This window comes from Rhodococcus sp. LB1 (assembly GCF_001583455.1).
In the GTDB taxonomy this organism is placed as follows: Bacteria; Actinomycetota; Actinomycetes; order Mycobacteriales; family Mycobacteriaceae; genus Rhodococcus_F; species Rhodococcus_F opacus.
In genome coordinates this window covers 357-22,645 of record NZ_LTCZ01000096.1, presented here as the reverse complement: position 1 = coordinate 22,645, position 22,289 = coordinate 357, and the positions used below count along the sequence as shown (strand labels likewise).

The following is a 22,289-nucleotide window of genomic DNA, read 5'->3' as shown; positions in this document are numbered from 1 at the left end:
CTCAGCTGGTCAATCGGCCTTCACCGTCTCGCCGGTCGAGTTCGCGCAGCATCGCCTGCGTCGTGGCATCGGAGGCCTGATGCGCATCGAGCGCCATACCCACCACGCCTCGCAAGGCCGAGACCCCGGCCCATCGTCGCGGACGGAACACCCTCGCCTTCCTGCGCTCGACTCCGCCGACAATCGCCGCCGCGGCCTCCGTGGGCGTGATCCGTTTCCGAAACGGGAGAGGCAAGGTTCCGAGTAGCTTCTGCGCGGTGGGATCGCTGTCGACGCTCTGCCGGATCATCTCCGTGTCGACGAGCGAAAAGTACACGGTCGTCACAGTGACGCCATGAGATGCGAGCTCCACCCGCAGCCCCCGACCCAGTTGTTCGACGGCCGCTTTGCTCATCGCATACGGAAGGGTGCCGGCACCGTTCAAGAACGCAAACACCGAGGACAGGAGAACCACGTGGCCTCGATTGGCGATGACCGACGGCAGGCACGCTTGAACGGTGGTGAGCACACCGCCGACATTGATGTCCCACAACCGATCGTTGACCTGATTAGACGACGCGCGCACGGTCGATCCCCTCGCTGCGACACCGGCATTCGCGATGACGATGTCAATCCGTCCGAAATGATCCAGCACCTTCTCGACGGCGGCGGCCATATCGTTGGCGTCGGTCACGTCCCCCTTGAGCGACAACACGCTCGCGGACCCGCGATCGAAGACGACCGGAGACTCCTCCAGATCGATGATCGCAACGCGCGCACCCTTGTCCACCAGGAGCTGCGCAGTCGCGGCACCGACGCCACGGGCACCGCCCGTGATCACCGCAACCTTTCCGCCGACCGACATCCGGTTCTCGTTGTCATCCATCAGATCTCCTCCGCGCCTGCGACCGGCCGACGCCGGTTGACTATGTTGATGCAGATCACAGTAAGAACTTTCAAGGGATATTGTCAACGGTATATTTATTTCAAGTGCTCGCAAGTAGAAGTAGGTAGCCTACGTCCGCAAGATCGCGATGGAACTCGTCGCTCCGCTGAGGGCGGAGGACGAGCCGCCCGGGTAGATCTCCCGCGGCCCCGCGCAGGCTGCCGGGCCTGCCCGCGCTCTGGTGCTCGATCCGCAGATCATCCTCGTCAACGAGTCGGACTCCAGTCTGGACCCGGTGCGCACCACCTAGCATCAGCCAGACGCTGATCGACATCAACGCCGAGATCGACGCGACCACCCTGCTCGTCTTGCACAACATCACCCCTCGCACACGGTGCCGATGCATCGCCAAGCTCTTCCGTCGTCACCTGCTGAGGTTCGGTCCGCGCGCCGATCGGCGGTTTCGTCGCCGCGACCGGACGCGGCTGGTACCCCCGCTACCGCGAGGCGATCAGTCAGGCAGGCGCGCCGGTACATCTCCGGCCCCGCCCGGCCGCGGTTCGGGCCGTGCTCGGGAGAAAGGAACTCGAAACTCAACGTCCTCGCTGTTCCTCGCAGCGGCGCAGGAACTCCGACAGCAACCCGGCGGTCCGCTCGGGTTGTTCGTCGACGAAGAAATGCTCGCCATCCACGGCGGCCGTTTCGAGTTCAGTGCACCGCGCGCGCCAGGTGGCGGCACCACCTCGAACGCGTCGCTCTCGACACCGTTGAAGACTGCGGTGACGAGATCGGCCGGCTTCATCTTGGGGTCGTCGGTGTGGGCGGCCATCGCGGTGTCGACATAGCCGACGTGCACTCCGGTGACGAGGACCCCATGCGGTGCGAGCTCGAGTCGGAGGGAGTTCGTGGCGGACCACAGGGCGGCCTTCGACGCGCTGTAGGGGCCACCGGCGGCGTACCAGCTCGCGACCGAGTGCATGTCGATCAGCACTGCGTTCTCGGCGGCGCTGAGGATCGGGGCGAACGCCCGCGCCACGAGCAGCGGGGCGAAGAAGTTGATCTCCATGGTGTGACGGAGATCGTCGTCAGTGATGTCGAGCAGGCTGGCGGTCGGCGGGAGGCACCACTCGAACTCCGAGAAGTCACCGAGCCGGTCGTCGGCGACCACGACGTACTCGTCGCCGCAGACGGCACAACGTACGTCTACAGAGAGCTCTGCCCCACAGGCGGTATCCCCGTCGTCTTCTTCGTCCACCTCGCCGCTACCTTGGACAACTGGGATCCCCGCATCATCGACCCCATTGCACAGAAGCGGCATGTCATCGCGTTCGACAACAAGGGCGTCTGCGGATCCTCCGGAACGGTTCCCGGCACGATAGAAGAAGCAGCCGACGATGCCTACGCCTTCATCCGCGCGCTCGGCCACGACACGATCGACGTATTCGCCTTCTCCCTGGGCGGCATGATCGCCCAGGACCTGATCGTGAAATACCCCCAGCTGGTTCGCAAGCTGGTGCTCACCGGCACGGGACCGCGAGGCGGCAAGGACATAGACAAGGTCGTCGCCACCACATACCGGGACAACCTCCGCGCGACCGTCACGCGTTCGGACCCGAAAGAGTTCCGGTTCTTCAACCGGAACGTCGTGCGCAAACGCGCAGGAAAGGCGTTCGTCGAGCGGCTCGAGGATCGCACCATCGACCGCGACGCGAATGTCAGCATCAGCGCCTTTCGGACGCAGCTGAAGGCGATCCAGAAATTCGGGCGCTCGCAGCCGTCGAACCTGTCCACATTCACCCAGCCGACGCTCATCGCCAACGGCGACAACGACCGCATGCTGCCCACCGTCCTCTCGGAAGACCTGCACCGCCGAATTCGTGGCAGCGAGCTGATCATCTACCCGAACGCCGGACACGGTGCCATCTTTCAGTTCCACGACGACTTCGCCGCCGCCGCGGTGAGGCTCCTCATCCCGTAACCGACCCCCGTGCCGAAAACCGGTCATACGCATGCTCAGAGACAATCTGCAGTCGAGGTCAGTGGTGGTGGTGGTGGTGGTGCGAAATCGGTGAAGGAACAAGATCGAATTCAGTCCGCCGCCCAGTGGGCGAACGACTCAAGTCATTACTGGTTGCAACGACCGACTGGCTTCGCCAGCAGAATCAGCCCGCCAGTTAGGCTCCCAGCCACATCTCCGGGTTTTTTGTGCTCAAAGCCAATATCACTGGCGAAATTTTTGCGCTCAGAGCACTACTGCCGAGCATCGCGTCGAGGATAATGACTATGCCGACGCCCGGCGACAGAGTTCGGGTCCCATGAGTCCTAAGCCCGAACGTCGCCGAAGCGGAAAATGATCGATGACGTTCTGACCGTTGGGCGGGCACGACACAAGGATGTGTATTGCGGTGACCAAGCAACGGGGCACATGGGTCCGAGATCTCCACATAGATGTGGAGCAACGGGTCGAGCCTGTTTGTTCCCCCCAGTTACTGGATCCGGCAAGAGAGGAACTCGGCCGCGGCGCAGTCGACTGGGCGATCCGACTCGGGCGTGACGTCGCAGCGCGCGCTGTGTTGAACTTCCCCGAGTTCGGCTCGGGAGCTCCGCAATTGGCGACGCTGCGGCTGGGGACAGAGTCGGCAGCCATCATTGCGATGTTGGGCATAGATCGCGGTGACGGGGAAACACCGGAGATCACAGAGGACGCGGTCCGTGCAATCCAGGATTGGGTACACCGCGGAATCCCTCTTCACATCATCTGGGCAGCCATGCGGCAGGGTCACTCCTGGTTGGCCGAGGGGTACATGCGGGCCTGCGTGGAATCGGTTCCCATCGCCGCACAACCCGATCAATTGCAACTGACCTCAGAGGTGCTATTCAATTTCGTCAACCGGTTCTCGGCCGCAGTGGGCCGCGAATACGGAGAAGAGCACGAGCGCTGGATCATGTCCACCGTCGCAGCGCGAGACGAAGTCGTTCGCTCCATACTCGACGGGAAGATCCCCGACACCACGGACGCGGAGAACATCCTCCACTACACGCTTTCTCATCGCCAGCACATCGGGGTGGTGCTGTGGGCGGACACCGTCGAAGGGGCCAGCGGATCGGCGTTGCACACCAGCGCGATGGCACTCCTGCATGCGGTCGGTGCAGAACAAACCCTCCTCGTTCCCCATGGCCGTCACAGCATGCACGGGTGGGGCAACAGCGTTCGTCCCTTCATCGGGCAGGGGACAGACTCTCCGGCGATGCTGGCAGCCGGGGTACGCGCAGCAGTCGGCACCAGCCACGACGGCGTTGACGGGTTCGCCCGGACACACGAAGAAGCCGCGGCGAGCAAACGGGTGACCGAGATTTTGCCAGGAATCAGCGAACCAATCGTCGATTTTCCCTCAGTACATCTGCTCACGCTGCTTGCACAGGACAGGGAAAAGGCGACCTACTTCGTCCGGGCTGAGCTGAGCGACCTCGCCGGTGACGACGCGCAGCACTCCGAACTACGCAAGACCGCAATCGCCTATCTACGACATCGGCGGAGTCCCCTCGCGGCCGCCCAGGAACTCTTCGTCGTGCGAAACACCGTCGCGTACCGGTTGAAGAGAGTCGAGGATCTGCTGGGACATTCACTCGATGAGCGGACGCTCGAGACATGGGCAGCGCTGGTCCTCAAGGAAAGTTTGGTATGTGACGCGTCCGCACCTAGAGAGAGGAATTGAGCTCTCGACCCTAGAAGCGCCAATACGTTTCGCTACGAGCCACTTGCTGCGGCCAGCAGCTCTGACGTTCACTGGCTCGAGGACGACCCACCTGATCTCCCGGGACTCCAGTTCGCGGGCTGACGGGTCGCTCACTCGAGAAAAGAGAACCCATGGTTGACGCACCCGCCGAGACGGCTGTCGTCGTCGACGCAGCCACGGGTCTGGGTGAAGCCACGGCCCGGGCGTTGGCCAACGGTGGGTTCCACGTTGTTCTCGGCGCAACAGGCGCCGATAGATGTGTCGAGCTCGCCGCCGATATCGGCGGCGAGGCGATGCATCTGGACGTGACTTCCGAGGATTCCGTCCACTCATTCGCGGAAAGAATTCACAGTGTTTCCGCGCTGATCATCGCCAGCGGCCCACGGCGTCTGGAATCACGGGAAGACGCCAGCACCGACGACTGGCGGTGGCGGTGGGAGACCAACATCCTCGGTGCCTTACGCCTGACGAAAGCGTTTCTGCCTCACCTCGCCGCAGCGGACGACGGGATCATTGTCGTTGTCAGTACCGCCGAGAACCCGTGCACTGAGTGCATCGAGCCGGACGGAGGTGCAGTCTATTCCGAGACTCGCGCGTTAGACCGATTGCTGGAAGCGGAAGTGAGCAATTCCGGCGTCCGGCTCGCGAAGATCAGATCGGCACCGACCGAGGAAGCGACGACACGGTCGGAACACCTTCGGGCTGCCCAACACATGCCTGATGGTCTCTATAGAGACTATTCACCCCGAATGGCCAGCGACGTAGCCGACTTCATCAGCTATGTCGTGACGGGACCGGCGAAGTCGTTCGTCGAGGAAATCTCCATACGGCCACGGCTGGATGCGAGTCCGGCGAGTGATCGGCTGAGCTAGGCCGCGGCTTCCCGATCGCGGGCGCGCCAGTACCGGCACTGACGGCGCATCGGCGGGATCGCCTCGTCCACACCGGGGACCAAACGCGAGTTCCGTTCTTATGCTCGGCGCGCAAGAGCGGTGTAACCCCCGTCACGCACGATGGATCACGACCCCCACTGCCACCGCCTTCGGACGAGGGACACGTGCACAGAACGGGGTTATGGGCGCACGTCGGTTGGCCGGCAGACCACGCGGCACACCGCGCGCCGAACCACTACGAAAGGGAACACCATGAGCGAACAGCTGGTGCAGGCTGCTCACGTTTATGACTGGGACGAACACGTCAAGCCTCCGATCGGCACGGTGGAACGGGCCCTGTGGCTCGCGCACTGGCACATGGAATGGGAGAACCCTGAGCAGCTGGACAAGCTTGCCGAGCTCTACCACCCCGATGTGGAGTGGGAGACCCCCGGGCGGCGTATTTACCAGAAGGGGAACGTGCCGAAAATCATCGAGAATTACCGAGCGATCTGCGACAGCCTCGAGTTCATCTCTGCGCGGCGCGTGGATCGGTTCGCAACTCCCGATCGAGTCTTCGACGACAGCGAAGCGCTGGTCAAACTGGTGAGCGGACACGGTTTCCCGAACCATCCGATGCCGGTCGGCAGCCTTGTCGACATGCGGATAGTGCACAGCTTTCACATCAAAGACGGCCTCATCATTCGCGAGAACTCGTACGAACTGTGGCGGAAACCCGTCTAATCCCCCAACCCGACCAGCGCCGCCGAGGCGGGGTTGACCAACTCATCGCTCGAAGGAGACCAGCCATGAAGTTCGCCAATCAATCAGGCCGATTCGTCGTACTACATCCGGGTGGGGGTGTCGTCGATGTCGAGACGGCCAGCAAGGGCGCGTTCGGTCCGTCGCCGACTGACGTGTTTCCCGTGTGGCGTGAGTTCACGCAGTGGCTGGCGTCCGCCTCGTTGTCACCAACCGGCCCGTTGGTGACAGAACAGTTGGACGCACCGTCACCCCGTCCTCCGCAGGTGTTCGGAGTCGGCCTGAACTACTCATCCCATGTTGACGAGGGCGGCTTCTCCTTGCCGGACAGCCCGTTGACCTTCACCAAGTTTCCCAGCTCGGTGACGGGACCGACCGGTGATATCACCATCACCGGTCCGCAGGTCGATTGGGAGGTTGAACTGGTTGTCGTGATCGGTGAGACGGTGAACGCCGTCAAAGCCGAGAATGCATGGGATGTTGTCGCAGGTGTCACTCTCGGGCAGGATATCTCGGACCGGGAGGCCCAAAACCGACCCAAGCAGTTCCCGCAGTTCAGCTTGGGTAAATCTCGGCCGGGCTTCAGTCCGATTGGGCCGTTCCTCGTCACCCCGGACGAACTGGCGGACCGCGACAACATTGAACTCGCATGCTCGGTCAACGGCGAACAAGTCCAGAAAGGGCACACCCAGAGCCTGATCTTCTCGGTAGCCGCGCTGATCGAGTACCTTTCCGGGCTGGTAACCCTGCTCCCCGGCGACCTCATCTTCACGGGCACCCCTCCCGGTGTGGGAGCCACGATGGACCCGCCGCGCTTTTTGGCAGACGGGGACATCCTCGTCAGCACATCGCCCGAACTCGGCCAGATGAGGCACCGCTTTGTCGCACCGTGACGCAGTGCCGGGGAAAGACCGCGTCCTGGTGGTCGACCACGCCTGGCCCGACCTCGACGTCGAGCAGACGGTGCTCGGGGCGGCCGGCATCGAGGTGGTCGCTGCTCCGAGCAGCGATCATGATGAACTCGTCGACGCGGTCGCGGACTTCGACGCCATCATGGTCAACTGGCTCCCGTTGCCGGCGACCGTCATCGACGCCGCGGTCCGTTGCCGAACGATCGCGCGGTTCGGAGTGGGGGTCGACAACATCGACGTCGATGCCGCGACCCGCCAGGGCATTCTGGTCAGCAGGGTGCCCGTGTTCTGCACCGACGAAGTCGCCGAGCACGCACTCGCCCTGATGCTGACCCTCGGCAGGCGAGTCGTGTCGTTTGCCGAGCAAACGCGATCGGGTGGATGGTCGAACATGGCGGCCGGGCCGATGTTCCGTATCCGCGGCAGCGTCCTCGGTGTCGTGGGTTGGGGAGCGACGGCCCAGGCGCTTGCATCGCGCGCTCAGGGAATCGGCATGCGGGTAGTGGTCTATAGCCGCACCGTGTCCGATTCCGCCCTGCCCGATGGCATAACCGCAGCGCCGTCGCTCATCGACATGGCCGCGACCGCGGACTTCCTCAGCATCCACATCCCGTTGACCGAGCACACCCGAGGACTTATCGATGCTTCGGTCATCGCGGCCATGCGGCCTACCGCCTATCTCATCAACACTGCGCGCGGACCGATCGTCGATACCGATGCGTTGGCGGACGCGGTGCGCACCGGCCGAATCGCCGGCGCCGGGATCGATGTTCTCGACGCCGACCCTCCGGCACCGGGCAATCCGCTACTGAGCTTGCCTAACGTGATCGTCACGCCCCATGCGGCTTTCAATTCTGTCGAAGCTCTCAATGATCTACGCCAGCAGGCCGCAGCCAACGTGCTGTCCGCTCTATCGGGGACACCACCGGTCAACACGGTCAACCCCGGCATTCTAGCCAGAGCCGACCTCCGCCTAACCGTAGGACAATCGCAATGAGCCAGTCAGAGGCCCATCTCGCTCCGCATGCGGCGTTGACCGCGGAGTCCGTCATCGACTACCTCGTCGACCGCGGAGTGGTTGATGAGGGGGGCGGCACTGTCGAGGTACTCAGTGGCGGCGTCTCGGCCGATGCTTTCGCCGTGCACGCCTCGAATGGGTCCTGGGTGGTCAAACAGGCGCTCGCACGACTGAAGGTTGCGGCGGAGTGGCGCGCCGATCCCTCTCGGATCCTCAACGAAGCCGCGGCACTACAGGTGGTCGGTGACCGTGTACCCGACAGTGTTCCGTCGGTTGCCTCGGTCGATCAGGACCGGCTGATCCTCGTCATGCAGCACGCCCCACCAGACCTCCACGACTGGAAGTCCGAACTCATGGCGGGGGGAAGTGAAGGCAGTGCAGATACCGCAGCGCGTCTCGGGGAGATCCTTGCGGCCCTGCATGCCGGCACCTTCGGCGACCCGATTCTCGCGTCCCGATTCGGTGACACCGAGTCGTTCGTCGACCTGCGAATCGACCCGTTTCACCGGGCCGTTGCACGCCGGCTACCCGACCTCGCCGGCCCCCTGGGCGCGCTCGCCGCAGAACTGACCGAACACCCGAAATGTCTGGTTCATGGCGACTACTCGCCCAAGAATGTGCTTGCCTCGGGACCGTCGGCGTGGGTGATCGATTGGGAAGTTGCTCATTTCGGCAATCCGGTTTTCGACCTGGCCTTCATGCTCGCCCACCTGATGTGCAAGACGGCGCACGCGCCCCGTCACCGCGCGGTGTACCGGGGGTGTGCGCAGAACTTCCTGACCGCGTACAACCGCGACGTACCCGGCGCACTGAAACCGGACCCGTTCGGCCTCGTCCGGCATACGGCCGCGGTCGTCCTGGCCCGTACCGACGGCAAGTCCCCCGCCGCATACCTCGAGCCACCACAACGAGAAGCCGCGCAACGAGCCGCAATTGAGCTGCTCAACGCAAGAAGTATTGATAGTGATGTCGTCCAACAACTCTGGAGTGTTCTGACGTGAGCTCAACTATTTCCTCCGTTCTCGCCTGGGAGGCGCTCGATTCCCGCGGCAATCCCACCGTGGCGTGTGAAGTACGGCTGCGAGGCGGTGCGACGGGCACGGCGATCGCGCCGTCTGGTGCGTCCACCGGTGCTCACGAAGCCCATGAGCTGCGCGACGGCGGTTCCCGCTACCGGGGCAAGGGTGTTCTCCGCGCAGTCGCCAATGTCAACGGCCCGCTCGCGAAGGCCGTGATCGGTTTGGACAGCAGCGACCAGCGCGGCGTCGATGAAACGTTGCGGGCAACGGATGGCTCCGGGAACCTCTCGAAGCTCGGGGCCAATGCAGCACTGGCCGTCTCACTCGCGACCCTGAAGGCCGCTGCTGCCGCCGCGCAACAACCGCTCTGGCGTTACGCCGCGGCTGACGACCTTCCTGCCGAGCTCCCCATGCCCATGATCAACATCCTGTCCGGCGGCGCACACGCCGGTCGAGCGGTGGACATTCAGGACGTTCTGGTCATGCCCGTCGGAGCAACCAGCTTCGCTCAAGCGCTCGAATGGGTCGACCGAGTCCGCTGGGCCACCGCCGCCCACCTCAATGACCTGGGCTACTCCACAGCTCTGGTTGCCGACGAAGGTGGCTACGGTCCACAACTGCCCACCAATCGCGCCGCACTCGACGTCGTCACCCGCGGCATTGAACGGGCCGGCTTTGCCCCCCGCACCGACGTGGGAATCGCACTCGATATCGCCGCCACCCAGTTTTTCGACGCATCCTCGCAGCGATATGTCCTCACCGCCGAGGACCGACAGCTGACGGCGGCGCAATGGGCGGAAGAGCTGGCGCAATGGGCCGAAGACTTCCCCGTCATCTCGATCGAGGATGCGATGGCCGAGGATGATTGGGAAGGGTGGGTCGAGGTCACCGACCAACTCGGCGCCCGGACACAGATCATCGGCGACGACCTGTTCACCACGAGCGTTGATCGGCTTCAGCACGGCAACAAGCTCGGCGCCGCCAACGCGGTCCTGGTCAAACCGAACCAGATCGGCACCGTGTCCGACGCCCGCGCCCTCATTCAGGCCGCCAACGACTCCTCCTACGCAACGGTGTTATCCGCCCGATCGGGCGAAACCGAGGAATCGTGGCTCGCGGATCTGTCGGTGGCGTGGCGAACCGGCCAGATCAAGGTCGGCTCACTCGCCAGGTCGGAACGCACGGCGAAATGGAACCGCCTGCTCCAGCTGGAAGCCGAATTGGCAGGAGAAGCGACCTTCGCCGGCCGCTCCGGCATCGCACCCCGCCGGCGCAGCTGACTCGACTCCGGCCAGCACTCGCAAGGTTGAACGAAGGCCGAGTAGTCGGCGACGCCACCGCGGCCGAGTGTCGAACCCCATTCACTCGAGTTCTGTGATGAGGCGTGACCATCCGCTCGCCGTGCAGCGCAATTCGACAGCCGAGGTTGTGGCTCAGCGCACAAGAGGCGAGTGGCGGCCGTCACACATCATGGATATCACAAGCTTTTGAAGTAACACCGATCGCTCCGGTAGCCAACACCAATGGCCAAGCCGACGAGAACCGAACCGCGCCCCACGCCGAAGACACCGCGCGGCAGAACTCATTCAGGAGGATTACCGATGACCACCCTGCAGACAAGTGACCGGGCGACCGACGCGCCGACCAAGGACGAACTAGTCCAACGCGCACGTGATCTGGGTCCGCTGCTTGCTGACAACGCCGCCAAGGGCGAGTCCGATGGCCGCGTCGCCCAGGAATCGATCAACGCGCTCACCGAGGCCGGACTCTTCAAGCTCGCAGTCCCCAAGCGCTATGGGGGCTACGAGACCAACATGCGTACCCTTATGGAGGTCACGGCCGCTATTGGCGAGGCAGACGGAGGGACGGCCTGGGTCGCCACGATCCTCAACGGCACCGCGTGGCTGACCGGGTTGTTCAGCCAACGTGCCCAAGACGACGTCTTCGGCAGCGACCCCGATGCACGCGTGTGCGGCGTCATCACCCCGAGTTCGCAGGCCACCAAGGTCGACGGCGGGTACCGGGTAAGCGGGCGATGGTTCTTCGCATCCGGTTCCTCGCACGCGACGTGGGCCGTGGTCGCCATCCCGGTGACCAACGCGGAAGGCGAGACGGTCGACGGTGGGATGGCGCTCGTTCCCGCGACCGACTACCGCATCGAAAAGACCTGGTATGTCGCCGGAATGAAGTCCACCGGAAGCAACTGCATCGTCGTCGAGGACGTCTTCGTCCCCAGTCATCGCGTCATGTCGGTGTCGCAGGCGATTCAAGGAACCTATGCCACCGAACTCACCGACGAGACGATGTACCGCTCCTCGTTCGTTCCATTCCTGACACTGAACATGGTCGGACCGCAGCTGGGGATGGGCCGTGCGGCCCTGCGGATGGTGACGGAGAAGGCTTCCAAGAAGTCGATTTCGTACACCCACTTCGACACTCAGGCCGATTCGGTCGCATTTCAGCTGGCCATCGCGAAGGCCGCGACCAAACTCGACACCGCGATGCTGCATGCGTATCGCGGCGCCGACGACGTCGACAACGCTGCTGCCGACGGCAGCTACCTCGACTACACCACACGGGCACGCGTACGCGCGGACACCGGCAAGGCCGTCGAGACCGTCGTGGAAGCCATCAACGACCTGCTCTTCGCCAGCGGCGCCGGCAGCTTCGCGGAGAACAACCCGCTGCAGCGGATCTGGCGCGACTCGAGCACCGGGGCACGCCACGCGCACGTCATCCCCGACATCGGCTACGAGGTCTACGGCAAGGCGCTGCTCGGTGTCGACAACACCGTCACCGATCTGGTCTAGACCCGCCCATTACCGAGAAACCAACAGATGCACGCGCGAACGGGGACGAAGATGACGACTACCACCGCCGAGACAGTGGACTTGTTCTTCGAAACGATGGCAAATCAGGGTGTGCGCACCGCTATCGAGCGGTACGCAGATGAGAATTTGACCTGGTGGTCGGCCGGCGCCGGAAACGTCGAAGACAGAATCGGCGAGTTCATGGACGAGTTCGGCGCACAGGTATCCGGTGCCGTCGAGTTGACCGTTGGCGCGAAGACATGTGAAGGCGACCGCGCCGCAGTCGAAGTAACACTCCATGCCGAACTGACCGAAGGACGCATCTACCACAACAACTTTCATTTCCTGTTCGAGTTTCGGAACGGCGTCATCGTCAAGATCGCGGAATACCACGACACCCACCACGCCTACGAAACCATCGGCCCCACCCTCCGCAAAGTGGGTTTTGTCGATGCATGAGGCACACCAGGATCGGCACCGATACGTGCGATTCGCCGACCGCCAACCAGCAAAGTTCGATCAGTCAGTCCCAGAGAGGTGTTCACGATGACCGCCGAAGTGATCGACGGCCGCAAGATCGCCGCCAAGCTCAAGGAAGAAGTCGCCCTCGAAGTCCAGCAGCTCAGGGCGGACGGCGGCGAATGCGGTATAGCAACGGTCGTGGTGGGCGACAACTACGGAGCCACGGTCTACCAACGACGGATCGGCAAGATCGCCGACGAACTCGGCGTGCCCTGTCGACAACTGCGCTTCGGATCCGACACCAGCCAAGACGACTTGCTGGACACGATCCGAGCCCTCAATAGCGACCCCGCCATCAGCGGCATCCTGATCCTGCGGCCACTTCCCGAACACATCTGTGAGGTCGACGTCTTCCGGGAGCTCTCCCCGGCGAAGGACATCGAGTCGGTGCATCCGGAAAATGCGGGACTGCTCGCCCTGGGCACCCCCCGATTCGTCCCGTCGACCGCAGCGTCGGTGTTCTACGTGCTCGACTCGTGGCTGGACGCCGTCGGTGAGAATCGCGCCGATTTCTACCATCGGAATCTCATCGTCGTCGTGGGGCGCTCCAACACAGTGGGTAAGCCGGCCGTGTCGCTCGCCTATGACCGGCAGGCGGCGGTGCAGTCGATCGATGTCTGGGCAAGCCAAAACGGTCGTCTGGGATGGCATACCCGACGAGCCGACGTGCTGATCGTGGCCGCCGGTGTCCCCGGTCTCATCCGGGCCGAGCACGTGCGCGAAGGCGCCATCGTCCTCGACGTGGGAATCAACCCGGCCCGCGATCCCGAGACCGGTGCGGTCCGTATGGTCGGCGACGTCGACTTCGCCCAGGTGGCTACGCGTGCCCGCGCTCTGACCCCCGTTCCAGGCGGTATCGGACCCGTCACCGATGTCTGGCTGCTGCGCAACGCCGTCCTGGCCGGGCGCAACGCCGTCCGGGCCGCCGGCAACGGTGTACTGGAAATGGTGTGATGTCATGAATTCGACATCCCCGCAGATAAATCCCGGCTACGTGCTCACGTTGTCATGCCCTGATTCGCCGGGCATCGTCTTTGCGGTCTCCAAGTTTCTCGTCGAACACGACTGCAACATCGTCGAGAGCAAACAGTTCGGTAATCCCGGCAGCGGCATGTTCTTCATGCGCGTCCAGTTCGAAGGGGCACATCCGCACGCCCTTTCGATCGATGCTTTGCGGGTGGCGTTCGAACCGATCGCAACGACGTTCGCGATGGCCTGGCGGCTGGCTGAGAGCAGTGAGAAGCAACGAGTTCTGATCATGGTCAGCAAGTTCGGGCATTGCCTCAACGATCTGATGTACCGCGCCAGCATCGGCACTCTCAACATCGAGATCGTGGCAGTGGTGTCGAACCATCCCGACCTCGGATTCCTGGCTGACCATTACGATATCCCGTTCCATCACGTGGCAGTGACGTCGGAGACGAAACCCGAGGCCGAGGCAGCACTTCTGCGACTGGTCGAAGAACTCCGCGTCGACCTCGTCGTTCTCGCGCGGTATATGCAGATCCTGTCCTCCGACCTGTGTAAGGAACTCGAGGGTCGGGCGATCAACATCCACCACTCGATACTGCCGAGCTTCAAGGGCGCACGCCCCTACTACCAAGCTCATGACCGAGGGGTGAAGCTGGTCGGCGCGACCGCCCACTACGTCACCGGTGATCTGGACGAGGGTCCCATCATCGAGCAGGAGGTTGCCCGGGTCGACCACTCGATGACCGCGGAAGAGGTCACGGCGCTGGGCCGCGACACCGAATGCGTCGCCCTCGCCCGGGCTGTCCAACGACACACCCAGAACCGGGTCCTTCTCGACGGAATCCGCACCGTCGTCTTCACGTAACCGCTCGAGCCACCATCAGCATCACATCTCACGAAGGGTTCCACTCCGATGACAGATTCAGCGCCGTTCCGCGCCTTCACCTCTGCAGCTCCGATGCCGTATCCACCGAACATCGGACTGCCCGAGTACACGGGGTGGAAGGATGAGCAGTGGGCATGGAAGAACACCGTCTACATCGGGGACTGGTCGTTCGTCCCACAGATTCGCATCACCGGTCCCGATGCGCTTCGCCTGCTGTCAGATCTGTCGATCAACAGCTTCGCGAACTTCCCCATCGGCAAAGCAAAGCACTGCGTCCAATGTGACGAGAACGGGAATGTGATCACCGAGGGGATCCTGATCCGCCACGGCGAAGAGGATTTCGAACTCGAGTGCGGTGTCCCGCAGTGGACGCTGTTCCATCTCGAGACCGGTGACTACGATGCCAAGGCATCGTTCCCGTCCACTCACAAGTTGCAGGTGTCCGGACCGAAGGCACTGCCGCTGATGGAGAAGCTGACCGGTGCCAGCCTCCGCGACGTCAAGTTCATGAACAGCAAGTACGCCACCATCGCCGGCCGTGGCGTGATGCTGCTTCGCCAAGGCATGGCAGGGGAGATCGGTTTCGAACTCCACGGTCCGATGGAAGGCCACGACGAGGTCTACGCCGCGGTAGTGGAGGCCGGCCAGGAGTTCGGCATCCGTCGACTCGGATGGCGGTGGATCCAGCTCAATCACCTCGAGTCCTGGTATCCGACCGCCTCGGTGCATTACCTCAGCGCGCTTGCCGGCGGAACCAACCGCGAGTATGTCGAATTCATGGACAAGCACCTGCCCGACGAGTGGGTCGGCACCGTCATGGAAGGTCCGTTGCGCTACGACTTCGGCGCGACGTTCACCGGAAGCTGGGACGGGCCGGACATCGAGGGCCTCCACCGGAACCCGGTCGAGCTCGGCTGGACCAAGAGCATCAACTTCGATCACGACTTCATCGGACGCAGCGCACTCGAGGCGTTGGTAGCCCAGCCCCGCAGGGTGGGAGTCACTCTCGAATTCAACAGCGACGACCTCATCGCGATCTACTCGTCGATGTTCAGCGATGGTCCCGTCTACCACCTGTTCGAGATTCCACATCCTCCGTTCGCGAGCAACTGGGCGGACAAGATCCTCGTCGACGGCCGCGAGGTCGGTCAGTCAACCCATCCGGGTTACAGCTACACATACCGGAAGGCGCTGGCGATCAGCTTTATCGACGTCGAGTACTCGGAGCCCGGCACCGAGGTGAAGGTGCTGTGGGGAAATCCGGGTGAACCGCAAACCGAGATCCGCGCAACCGTCGCGCGCAAACCGTACAAGCAGGACGAGCGCCGCAAGGATCTGTCGCTTTCCGGAGCGAGCTGAGCGAGTGACGCCGCAAGGACCATTCGTACACCTACATCGAAGGAAATAGCGGATCGATGATGCTCCTGCCCCAGCTGACACTCGCCGCCGACACCACGGCACCGGCTGTGACGATCGGGGACATCACGCTACGGCGTGACGAACTGTTCGAAGCGGCCGGCGCCGTCGCAGCACGGATACGCGGCGCACCGGCCGCTGCAGTCCATGCCACGGCCAGTGTGGAAACCGTGGTCGCCGTGGTCGGGTGTCTGCAGGCCGGTGTCCCGTTCGTGCCGGTACCGCCCGATGCCGGGGTGGTCGAACGTAACCACATAATCCGCGATTCCAAGGCCGCGATTTTACTCGGCCCCCCGGGGGAGTCGGATCCAGAAATCGAGCGAATCCCCGTCGATCGGACAGAACGGCGCACGCCCATCTGGTCCGAGGGGCAGCCCACCGACACCGCGATGATCATGTACACCTCCGGGACCACGGGCAAACCCAAAGGTGTGGTGATGTCGCTCGGCGCGATGGCGGCCGGTTTGGACGGGCTGGCCACCGCGTGGGACTGGACCGGGGACGACGTCGTGATCCACGGCCTGCCCCTGTTTCACGCCCACGGGCTGGTGCTCGGTCTGCTCGGGGCACTTCGCCGAGGCGGCAGCCTCGTTCACACCGGACGTCCGTCTCCGGCGAACTACGCTGCCGCAGCCGATAACCACCCCAACGCGGTGGTCTTCGCGGTGCCCACTATCTGGTCGCGCCTGGTCGCGGATCCGGCCACCGCCCGACCATTGGCCAGCGCTCGGCTCCTCGTGTCGGGCAGTGCGCCGCTACCGGTATCGGTCGCCGCCGCAGTGGCCGAACTGACCGGCCAGATCCCCGTTGAACGCTACGGAATGACCGAGACCCTGATCGCGCTGGCCATGCGTGCCACCGGTGAACGCCGGCCGGGGTGGGTCGGCACCCCGGTGCCCGGTGTGCGTACCAGGATCATGGAGAACAGCGTTGCCGTACCAGCCGACGGTGAAACCGTGGGTGAACTGCAACTGCAGGGACCCAACCTGTTCGATCGCTACCTTGGGTTACCGGACGCCACGGCAGAGTGCTTCACCGAGGACGGATGGTTCCGCACCGGTGACGTCGCCGTCGTCGATGACTTCGGCTACCACCGGATCGTCGGCCGGGAATCCGTCGATCTCATCAAGACCGGAGGGTTCAAAGTTGGTGCTGGAGAGGTCGAAGCGGCGCTACTGGATCACCCCGATGTCATCGAGGCGGCCGTAATCGGGGTCGAGGACGCCGACTTGGGTCAACGCATCGTCGCGTACGTCGTAGGCGACGTTGCACAATCGGAGGCACTGATCGAGTTCGTGTCACACAACCTCTCGAGGCATAAACGCCCCCGGGAGGTCAGGGTGGTAGACAGTTTGCCCCGCAACGCGATGGGCAAGGTGCAGAAGTCCGCGCTCACACAGTGAATGTGATGCTCAGGCGACGCGGTGCCGGCACCTCGGGCCGGCCGCACAAACGAATGGAGACGATGTGGAGACCGATCACCGACAAGACGCATACGCAGACTATCTCGGAGTCGAGGTGGACACGCTCAGGGAAGGCCACGCTACCGCGGCGCTGACGGTGAATCACCATCACCTCAATCCTCACGCGACCGCTCATGGCGCACTGCTCTATTCCATCGTCGGGGCCGCGTTGGCGGCAGCAGCCAACGATGGCATCAACACCGGGGTGGTCAGCGGTGTCCACATCGACTACCTCAGTCCCGCGTATCGCGGCGATCGCCTGATCGCCACCGCGACCGTCGCAGAGCACCTGGCCCGCGAGAACCTCTACACAGTCCGGTTGGTCCGCGTCGCCGACGGTCAGATAGTGGCCCGGGCAACGGGACGGGCTACCCGCAGAACCCGCACCGAAGCTACCCCGTAGTGCTTATCAGCGAAGGAGATTGACGATGCGCACACCCTTGACGACAGCGCAATCGTTCGAAATGCGGGTCGGTGACGACGTGCGCCGATACACGATGGTGAGTGCGGTCGGAGGCGACCTGGCAACGTCGCCGGTCATCGTCGATTTGCACGGTAGCGGGTCGTCACCGGAAGAACACATCGCAGTCACTGCCGCGCACTCGTTGGCTGAACGAGGGGCAGTCGTCGTATTGCCACGGGCCGACATTCCGTTTCGTCTCCTGCCCGAATGGCCTACAGGCTGGGCGTGGAACGTTCCCGGCAGCCCGTTGCCCGGTGAATCCGAGCCACGGCAGGAACCCGACGACGTGATGTTCATCGGTGAACTTATCGTTGAAGTCGTCCAGCGGCACGGTGCCGACCCGTCGCGGATCCACTTGCGTGGCTATTCCGGGGGCGCTCGATTGAGTGCGCACCTGGCCGCACGATCCGGCAGCTCACTCGCTTCGGTGTGTTTCGTCAGTGGAGTGCGTTTCGTCGACGGCGTGGGCGAGTGCGCGCCGGTGCTCGCGATTCACGGACGGCGCGATCACCTCAACCCCTACGACGGGGGCGCGGGCAGCCGGTGGTCGGAATCGGTGGAGTCAGCGGTACAGCGCTGGGCTGGCGCAGTGGGATGTGAACCAGTTCCGACGGTGCGGGCGATCACCGACACCATTCACGCCGTCGACTATCGTGACTCGACTGGATTCGCGGCCGTACGGCTGATCAGAGTGGACGACGCGGAGCACGCATGGCCGGGGACGCGGGACCGCGACCACATCTCACAGTTCGGCTGTTCCGGCGACCTCGATGCGTCACAGGCGCACTTGGACTTCATCAATGACGTCGAGAACCAGTACACCGACTCGTTCCGGTGACCGCAGTACGCCCGACAACTCCGGGGACCGTACCGTCCGCGGAGAAAGAGCACATGCCCACTCCTGAACGTCCCACGCGGGCCGACGTGCCCGCTCCACTGTTCGAACGCGGCCGAGAGGTCGAGGCGATTACCCGGGCCGTGCGCAGCGGAGCCCGCGGGGACGGCCAGATGCTGCTGATCGAGGGGCCCAGCGGGATCGGGAAGTCGAGACTACTCACCGCCGCGCATCACATCGGCGTGGAGGTCGGGGCCGAGGTACTCACCACCTGTGGAGGAGAACTCGAGCAGGACTTTCCGCTCGGGCTCGTCCTACGACTCCTCGAGACCCGGCTCACACGGGCCACCTCCGCCGAGCGGGACGCGGTCTTCCGTGGTCACGCCGCTCTGGCCGAGCCGATGCTCCACCGCCCACTGCACGAGACCACCACCGCGCTGACCGATCAGTTCGTACTCCTGCACAGCCTCTACTGGTTGATCGCCAACCTTGCCGAAGAGCGGCCACTGGTCCTGATCGCCGACGATCTGCAGTGGGGAGACGAGCTGTCCATACGGTTTCTGCTCTATCTCACCCAGCGACTGGGGGACCTCCCGGTCACCATCGTCGGGGCGGTCCGCACCGGCGACCCCGCAGCGGAGAACGAACTCGTCGCCAGGATTGCGTTACAGGCCTCGCATACCCTCCAACCGACCGAGCTGAGCCGCGACGGAGTCAAAAAGCTACTGCACACGCTGCTACCCGACGCCGGAGAAAATGACGCCCTGGTCGAGGAGAGTTGGACGGCCACCCGCGGGAACCCATTCCTGCTTCGTGAACTCGCCACGGCGATGATTTCGCGTTCAGCCGTCGGAGCCGCCGACCCGTCCGGCGTGGTTCCCGACACCGCACCCGAATCGGTGACGCGCAGCGTCTTGCTCCGCATCGCACGGCTCGGTGACGACGCGCTGGCCCTGACTCGTGCTGTCACCGTCCTGGGCACCTCCACATCACTGACCACCGCGGCAGAACTGGGTGGCCTGGACTTTGCGGATGCCACCATCGCGGCCGAACGGTTGACCGCGGCACAGATTTTCGCCGACGAGGCGAACGTGTCGTTCTATCACCCCATGATCCGCGCCGCCGTCTACCGGAAACTCCCCTCGCATGAACGAGCGAGATTGCATCTCGAGGCCGCCAAAGTGCTCCGGGCGTCGGATGCGGACATGGACGAAGTCGCGGTGCACGTCATGAGAGGCACCCCGACCGACGCCGAGTGGGCACACTCGGCCCTGCACTCGGCAGCGAAGAGCGCGGCACGAAAAGGTGCTCCCCGCGCGGCTGCCTGCTACCTGCGCCGCGCCCTGACGATGAAGTATGACGACCCGCGCCAACACGCCAACCTGCTGATCGACCTCGGCATCATGGAAGCCGCCGCAGGTGAGACCAACTCTCTCGGTCACCTCGAAGCCGCCCTCGAACTGATCGACGAACCGGAAGAACAGGCGCGGGCAATGCATGCACTGGGCCAAACCCTGTTCCGGTACGGTCGCCCGGCCGAAGCGCTGCCCGTCTTCCGCCGCGGAGCGGACACCTTCACCGACCGCGACCGCGACCTCGCCCTGCGATTCGAGGCCGGATACATGGCCTCGGCGACCTACCTGGCCGACCACCCCCACGAAGCCCACAAACGGGTCAGCGCACTCGCCGCAACGTTCCCGTCACACGCCGCGCTGAGTTCAGCCGAACGCCTTCTGGTCCTGCACCTGGGTGTGTTCCGCGCCATGTCCGTGCCCCGCTCCGCCGACCACGCTGAACTTATTCTTCGAGCCCTCGGCGACGGTGTGACATTGTGGCGAGAGACCTCCGATGGCATGACCATCAGCCACGCCATCCTTGCCCTGACCTGGTGTGGGCGCGCCCAAGACGCCGCCAAGGTCGCCGGCAGTGTCCTCACCGACGCTCGCATGCGCGGCGACTCCTTGATCTTCGCCGAGATTTCTCTCGCCAGGTCGATGGCGATGTACTCGCTCGGGCGAGTCAGCGAGGCGATGGTCGACGCACAGACCGCGATCCTGGGAATGAAACGCGGCTGGAACTCGACCGTCCCGGCGCCGCAAGGACTCATGGCCTACTGCCTGCTCGACCGCGGGGAACTCGAGCTGGCAGCGGAGGTCGTTCACGATGCAGAGACGCAACTCCGCAGCCGAGAGACGCGAACGTTGAATGTCTGGTTCTACATGGCCCGGGGCCGGCTACGCCTGGTTCAAGGAGACAACGTCGGCGCCGCCGACGACTTCCTCAGCACGGGGAACCTTCTCGAAGCCAATGGCTTCCACAACCCCGGCTACATGCTCGCCCCCTGGCGATCACTCGCGGGGCTCGCGCTCCACGCGATCGGAAAGACCGATGCGGCTATCGAACTGATGGACCGCGGCATCGAGCTTGCACGCGAGTTCGGGCTGTGCTCAACTTTGGGCTCTGCGCTCCGGTACCGGGCGCTGATCGCCTCACCCAACCCCGACATCGCGTTGCTCGAAGAATCGGCCACCGTACTCGAGTCCACCGAAAGCTCGCCCCTCGAAATGGCGCGTACCCTCATCGAGTTGGGATCCGCGCAACGCCGGGCCGGGCGCAAGGTTCAATCCCGACAGACCCTTCGGAAGGCCCTGGATCTCGCCCATTACTCCGGGGCCACGGCGGTCGAGCAGCAGGCGCATCAGGAACTGCTCGTCAGTGGGGCACGGCCCCGCAGACCGGTCCTGCGAGGACTCAAGGCGCTGACCCCGAGCGAACAACGGATCGCAGGCCTGCTCGCGGACGGTATGACCACCCGAAGCATCGCCGAAACCCTCTACCTGACGATGAGCACTGTCGAATGGCATCGGCGAAACATCTACCGAAAACTCGACATCGACTCCCGCGAGAGGCTGCGTACCGCACTTGACGACGCGACGAAAATCCCGCAGATACTGCGAGCTGACGAGCGCCAAAACCCCTCGCAGAGCCCTGACAACACTCCCTACTACTAAGGAAGCGTGCATGCTCCCATTACTCCGTCATGCCGTGATCACCACCGTTGGCCTGCTTGCACCGGGACGATCACGGGTGTGCGCCCTCCACCTGATCCGCCAGATCGCACTCGCGCGCGTCCAACAACGGGTCATCGCCATGGCCGGCACCGATCCTTTCACCGATCCGCGCATCCCGAGGACACCGATCTCCTCCGAACGCCGGCGCGGATAACTGTCACCACCAGACGCACGACCTCACCGAGGACGAACACGTCGCGCTCGGCCCAGCCGCGAACTCAGAAAGGACGAAAACGGTGGACAGCATCGACACGGCAATCCTCGAGTTCGCACGCCGATGGATGCCTTTCGGCGGACCACGACCAGAAGACGTTCTCGTCGAGTTCGGCATGAGCAGCTCGATACGATGAACATCTCGCTCGGATCCTCGAAACCCTTCCCGACGGTGTACTGCCCATCGACGAACTAAAAAGGCTACGTGCCAGCCCCGAGACCGGTGCGACCGATGGATACCGAAATCACAGAACTCACATGGAGATGAGCGCCGCCCACAAGAAGAGCCGGCGTCGCACGAATCCACGAGAATCCGCCTAATCCGCACCACCAGACGGACCTCGACCCACACTTTTGAAGGAACACCCTTGACCAAGCCCAGCACCGACAGGTACACCTTCGACGAGGAAGATGTCGTCGTCACGCACGAGAAGTCCTATGCGGCAGGTGTTCC

At 63.8% G+C, this 22,289-nt stretch carries 20 protein-coding genes and 1 pseudogene; 19 read left to right on the top strand and 2 right to left on the bottom strand.

Translation table 11 applies throughout. The features are described 5' to 3' along the window. Position 1: 1 nt before the first annotated feature. Positions 2-865: an SDR family NAD(P)-dependent oxidoreductase gene (locus tag AZG88_RS16085; RefSeq protein WP_061698246.1), complete on the bottom strand. Its 864-nt coding sequence runs from the start codon at positions 863-865 to the stop codon at positions 2-4. Positions 866-998: 133 nt separating this feature from the next. On the opposite strand from AZG88_RS16085, the pseudogene AZG88_RS53660 reads away from it, so the two are divergent. Then, positions 999-1,314: pseudogene (locus AZG88_RS53660) on the top strand (ABC transporter ATP-binding protein); the annotation flags it as partial. Positions 1,315-1,376: 62 nt separating this feature from the next. Here AZG88_RS53660 and AZG88_RS52600 read toward each other — a convergent pair. Then, positions 1,377-1,931: an SDR family NAD(P)-dependent oxidoreductase gene (locus tag AZG88_RS52600; protein WP_197487834.1), complete on the bottom strand. Its 555-nt coding sequence runs from the start codon at positions 1,929-1,931 to the stop codon at positions 1,377-1,379. A gap of 3 nt (positions 1,932-1,934) precedes the next feature. Here AZG88_RS52600 and AZG88_RS16070 point away from each other — a divergent pair, with 3 nt between their 5' ends. The 18 genes from AZG88_RS16070 to AZG88_RS15985 all read left to right on the top strand — a co-directional run bounded on the left by AZG88_RS16070 (position 1,935) and on the right by AZG88_RS15985 (position 21,776). Then, complete coding sequence (locus AZG88_RS16070; RefSeq protein WP_231914026.1) at positions 1,935-2,843, top strand: alpha/beta fold hydrolase; 909 nt, start codon at positions 1,935-1,937, stop codon at positions 2,841-2,843. 472 nt (positions 2,844-3,315) lie between these two features. Then, on the top strand, positions 3,316-4,581 hold the full coding sequence (locus AZG88_RS16065; protein WP_197487833.1) for a PucR family transcriptional regulator: 1,266 nt from the start codon (positions 3,316-3,318) through the stop codon (positions 4,579-4,581). A 152-nt stretch (positions 4,582-4,733) separates the two neighbouring features. Beyond that, a complete protein-coding gene (locus AZG88_RS16060) occupies positions 4,734-5,474 on the top strand; it encodes an SDR family oxidoreductase (protein WP_061698243.1) in 741 nt (246 codons plus the stop codon). Between the two features lie 273 nt (positions 5,475-5,747). After that, a complete protein-coding gene (locus AZG88_RS16055) occupies positions 5,748-6,218 on the top strand; it encodes a nuclear transport factor 2 family protein (RefSeq protein ID WP_061698242.1) in 471 nt (156 codons plus the stop codon). A 65-nt stretch (positions 6,219-6,283) separates the two neighbouring features. Beyond that, on the top strand, positions 6,284-7,129 hold the full coding sequence (locus AZG88_RS16050; protein ID WP_061698241.1) for a fumarylacetoacetate hydrolase family protein: 846 nt from the start codon (positions 6,284-6,286) through the stop codon (positions 7,127-7,129). 4 nt (positions 7,130-7,133) lie between these two features. Further along, complete coding sequence (locus AZG88_RS16045; protein ID WP_061698239.1) at positions 7,134-8,144, top strand: C-terminal binding protein; 1,011 nt, start codon at positions 7,134-7,136, stop codon at positions 8,142-8,144. Continuing rightward, positions 8,141-9,166 (top strand): phosphotransferase family protein, encoded by a 1,026-nt coding sequence (locus AZG88_RS16040; RefSeq protein WP_061698237.1) that lies wholly within the window; start codon positions 8,141-8,143, stop codon positions 9,164-9,166. The genes AZG88_RS16045 and AZG88_RS16040 overlap by 4 nt, the downstream gene beginning before the upstream one ends. Further along, entirely contained in the window at positions 9,163-10,464 is a 1,302-nt protein-coding gene (eno, locus tag AZG88_RS16035; protein ID WP_156517503.1) for a phosphopyruvate hydratase, read from the top strand. Before AZG88_RS16040 ends, eno begins: the two co-directional genes overlap by 4 nt. Before the next feature lie 321 nt (positions 10,465-10,785). Beyond that, the gene (locus AZG88_RS16030; protein WP_061698233.1) at positions 10,786-11,994 is read left to right on the top strand and encodes an acyl-CoA dehydrogenase family protein; all 1,209 of its coding nucleotides are present in this window, start codon (positions 10,786-10,788) and stop codon (positions 11,992-11,994) included. A 75-nt stretch (positions 11,995-12,069) separates the two neighbouring features. Then, complete coding sequence (locus AZG88_RS16025; protein WP_197487832.1) at positions 12,070-12,453, top strand: nuclear transport factor 2 family protein; 384 nt, start codon at positions 12,070-12,072, stop codon at positions 12,451-12,453. Between the two features lie 87 nt (positions 12,454-12,540). Then, a complete protein-coding gene (locus tag AZG88_RS16020) occupies positions 12,541-13,470 on the top strand; it encodes a bifunctional 5,10-methylenetetrahydrofolate dehydrogenase/5,10-methenyltetrahydrofolate cyclohydrolase (RefSeq protein WP_061698275.1) in 930 nt (309 codons plus the stop codon). A 25-nt stretch (positions 13,471-13,495) separates the two neighbouring features. Continuing rightward, positions 13,496-14,353: a formyltetrahydrofolate deformylase gene (purU, locus tag AZG88_RS16015; RefSeq protein ID WP_197487837.1), complete on the top strand. Its 858-nt coding sequence runs from the start codon at positions 13,496-13,498 to the stop codon at positions 14,351-14,353. A gap of 48 nt (positions 14,354-14,401) precedes the next feature. Then, a complete protein-coding gene (locus AZG88_RS16010; protein WP_061698227.1) occupies positions 14,402-15,733 on the top strand; it encodes a glycine cleavage T C-terminal barrel domain-containing protein in 1,332 nt (443 codons plus the stop codon). A gap of 59 nt (positions 15,734-15,792) precedes the next feature. Then, positions 15,793-17,193, top strand: a complete 1,401-nt coding sequence (locus AZG88_RS16005; RefSeq protein ID WP_061698274.1) for an acyl-CoA synthetase — start codon at positions 15,793-15,795, stop codon at positions 17,191-17,193. Between the two features lie 64 nt (positions 17,194-17,257). Then, positions 17,258-17,656, top strand: coding sequence for a hotdog fold thioesterase (locus AZG88_RS16000; protein WP_061698225.1), 399 nt, complete (start codon positions 17,258-17,260; stop codon positions 17,654-17,656). 25 nt (positions 17,657-17,681) lie between these two features. Beyond that, on the top strand, positions 17,682-18,554 hold the full coding sequence (locus AZG88_RS15995) for an alpha/beta hydrolase family esterase (protein ID WP_061698222.1): 873 nt from the start codon (positions 17,682-17,684) through the stop codon (positions 18,552-18,554). A 53-nt stretch (positions 18,555-18,607) separates the two neighbouring features. Next, positions 18,608-21,562 (top strand): helix-turn-helix transcriptional regulator, encoded by a 2,955-nt coding sequence (locus AZG88_RS15990; protein WP_061698220.1) that lies wholly within the window; start codon positions 18,608-18,610, stop codon positions 21,560-21,562. Between the two features lie 10 nt (positions 21,563-21,572). After that, complete coding sequence (locus AZG88_RS15985; RefSeq protein ID WP_156517502.1) at positions 21,573-21,776, top strand: hypothetical protein; 204 nt, start codon at positions 21,573-21,575, stop codon at positions 21,774-21,776. Positions 21,777-22,289 lie beyond the last annotated feature (513 nt).

Excerpts from the sequence above, each read along its gene's own strand:
- AZG88_RS52600 (WP_197487834.1), bottom strand. The coding sequence starts at position 1,931 with ATGGAGATCAACTTCTTCGCCCCGCTGCTCGTGGCGCGGGCGTTCGCC.
- AZG88_RS16030 (WP_061698233.1), top strand. The coding sequence starts at position 10,786 with ATGACCACCCTGCAGACAAGTGACCGGGCGACCGACGCGCCGACCAAG.
- AZG88_RS16020 (WP_061698275.1), top strand. The coding sequence starts at position 12,541 with ATGACCGCCGAAGTGATCGACGGCCGCAAGATCGCCGCCAAGCTCAAG.
- AZG88_RS16040 (WP_061698237.1), top strand. The coding sequence starts at position 8,141 with ATGAGCCAGTCAGAGGCCCATCTCGCTCCGCATGCGGCGTTGACCGCG.
- AZG88_RS16050 (WP_061698241.1), top strand. The coding sequence starts at position 6,284 with ATGAAGTTCGCCAATCAATCAGGCCGATTCGTCGTACTACATCCGGGT.
- AZG88_RS16060 (WP_061698243.1), top strand. The coding sequence starts at position 4,734 with ATGGTTGACGCACCCGCCGAGACGGCTGTCGTCGTCGACGCAGCCACG.
- AZG88_RS16005 (WP_061698274.1), top strand. The coding sequence starts at position 15,793 with ATGCTCCTGCCCCAGCTGACACTCGCCGCCGACACCACGGCACCGGCT.
- AZG88_RS15985 (WP_156517502.1), top strand. The coding sequence starts at position 21,573 with ATGCTCCCATTACTCCGTCATGCCGTGATCACCACCGTTGGCCTGCTT.
- AZG88_RS16085 (WP_061698246.1), bottom strand. The coding sequence starts at position 865 with ATGGATGACAACGAGAACCGGATGTCGGTCGGCGGAAAGGTTGCGGTG.
- AZG88_RS15990 (WP_061698220.1), top strand. The coding sequence starts at position 18,608 with ATGCCCACTCCTGAACGTCCCACGCGGGCCGACGTGCCCGCTCCACTG.
- AZG88_RS15995 (WP_061698222.1), top strand. The coding sequence starts at position 17,682 with ATGCGCACACCCTTGACGACAGCGCAATCGTTCGAAATGCGGGTCGGT.
- AZG88_RS16055 (WP_061698242.1), top strand. The coding sequence starts at position 5,748 with ATGAGCGAACAGCTGGTGCAGGCTGCTCACGTTTATGACTGGGACGAA.
- AZG88_RS16010 (WP_061698227.1), top strand. The coding sequence starts at position 14,402 with ATGACAGATTCAGCGCCGTTCCGCGCCTTCACCTCTGCAGCTCCGATG.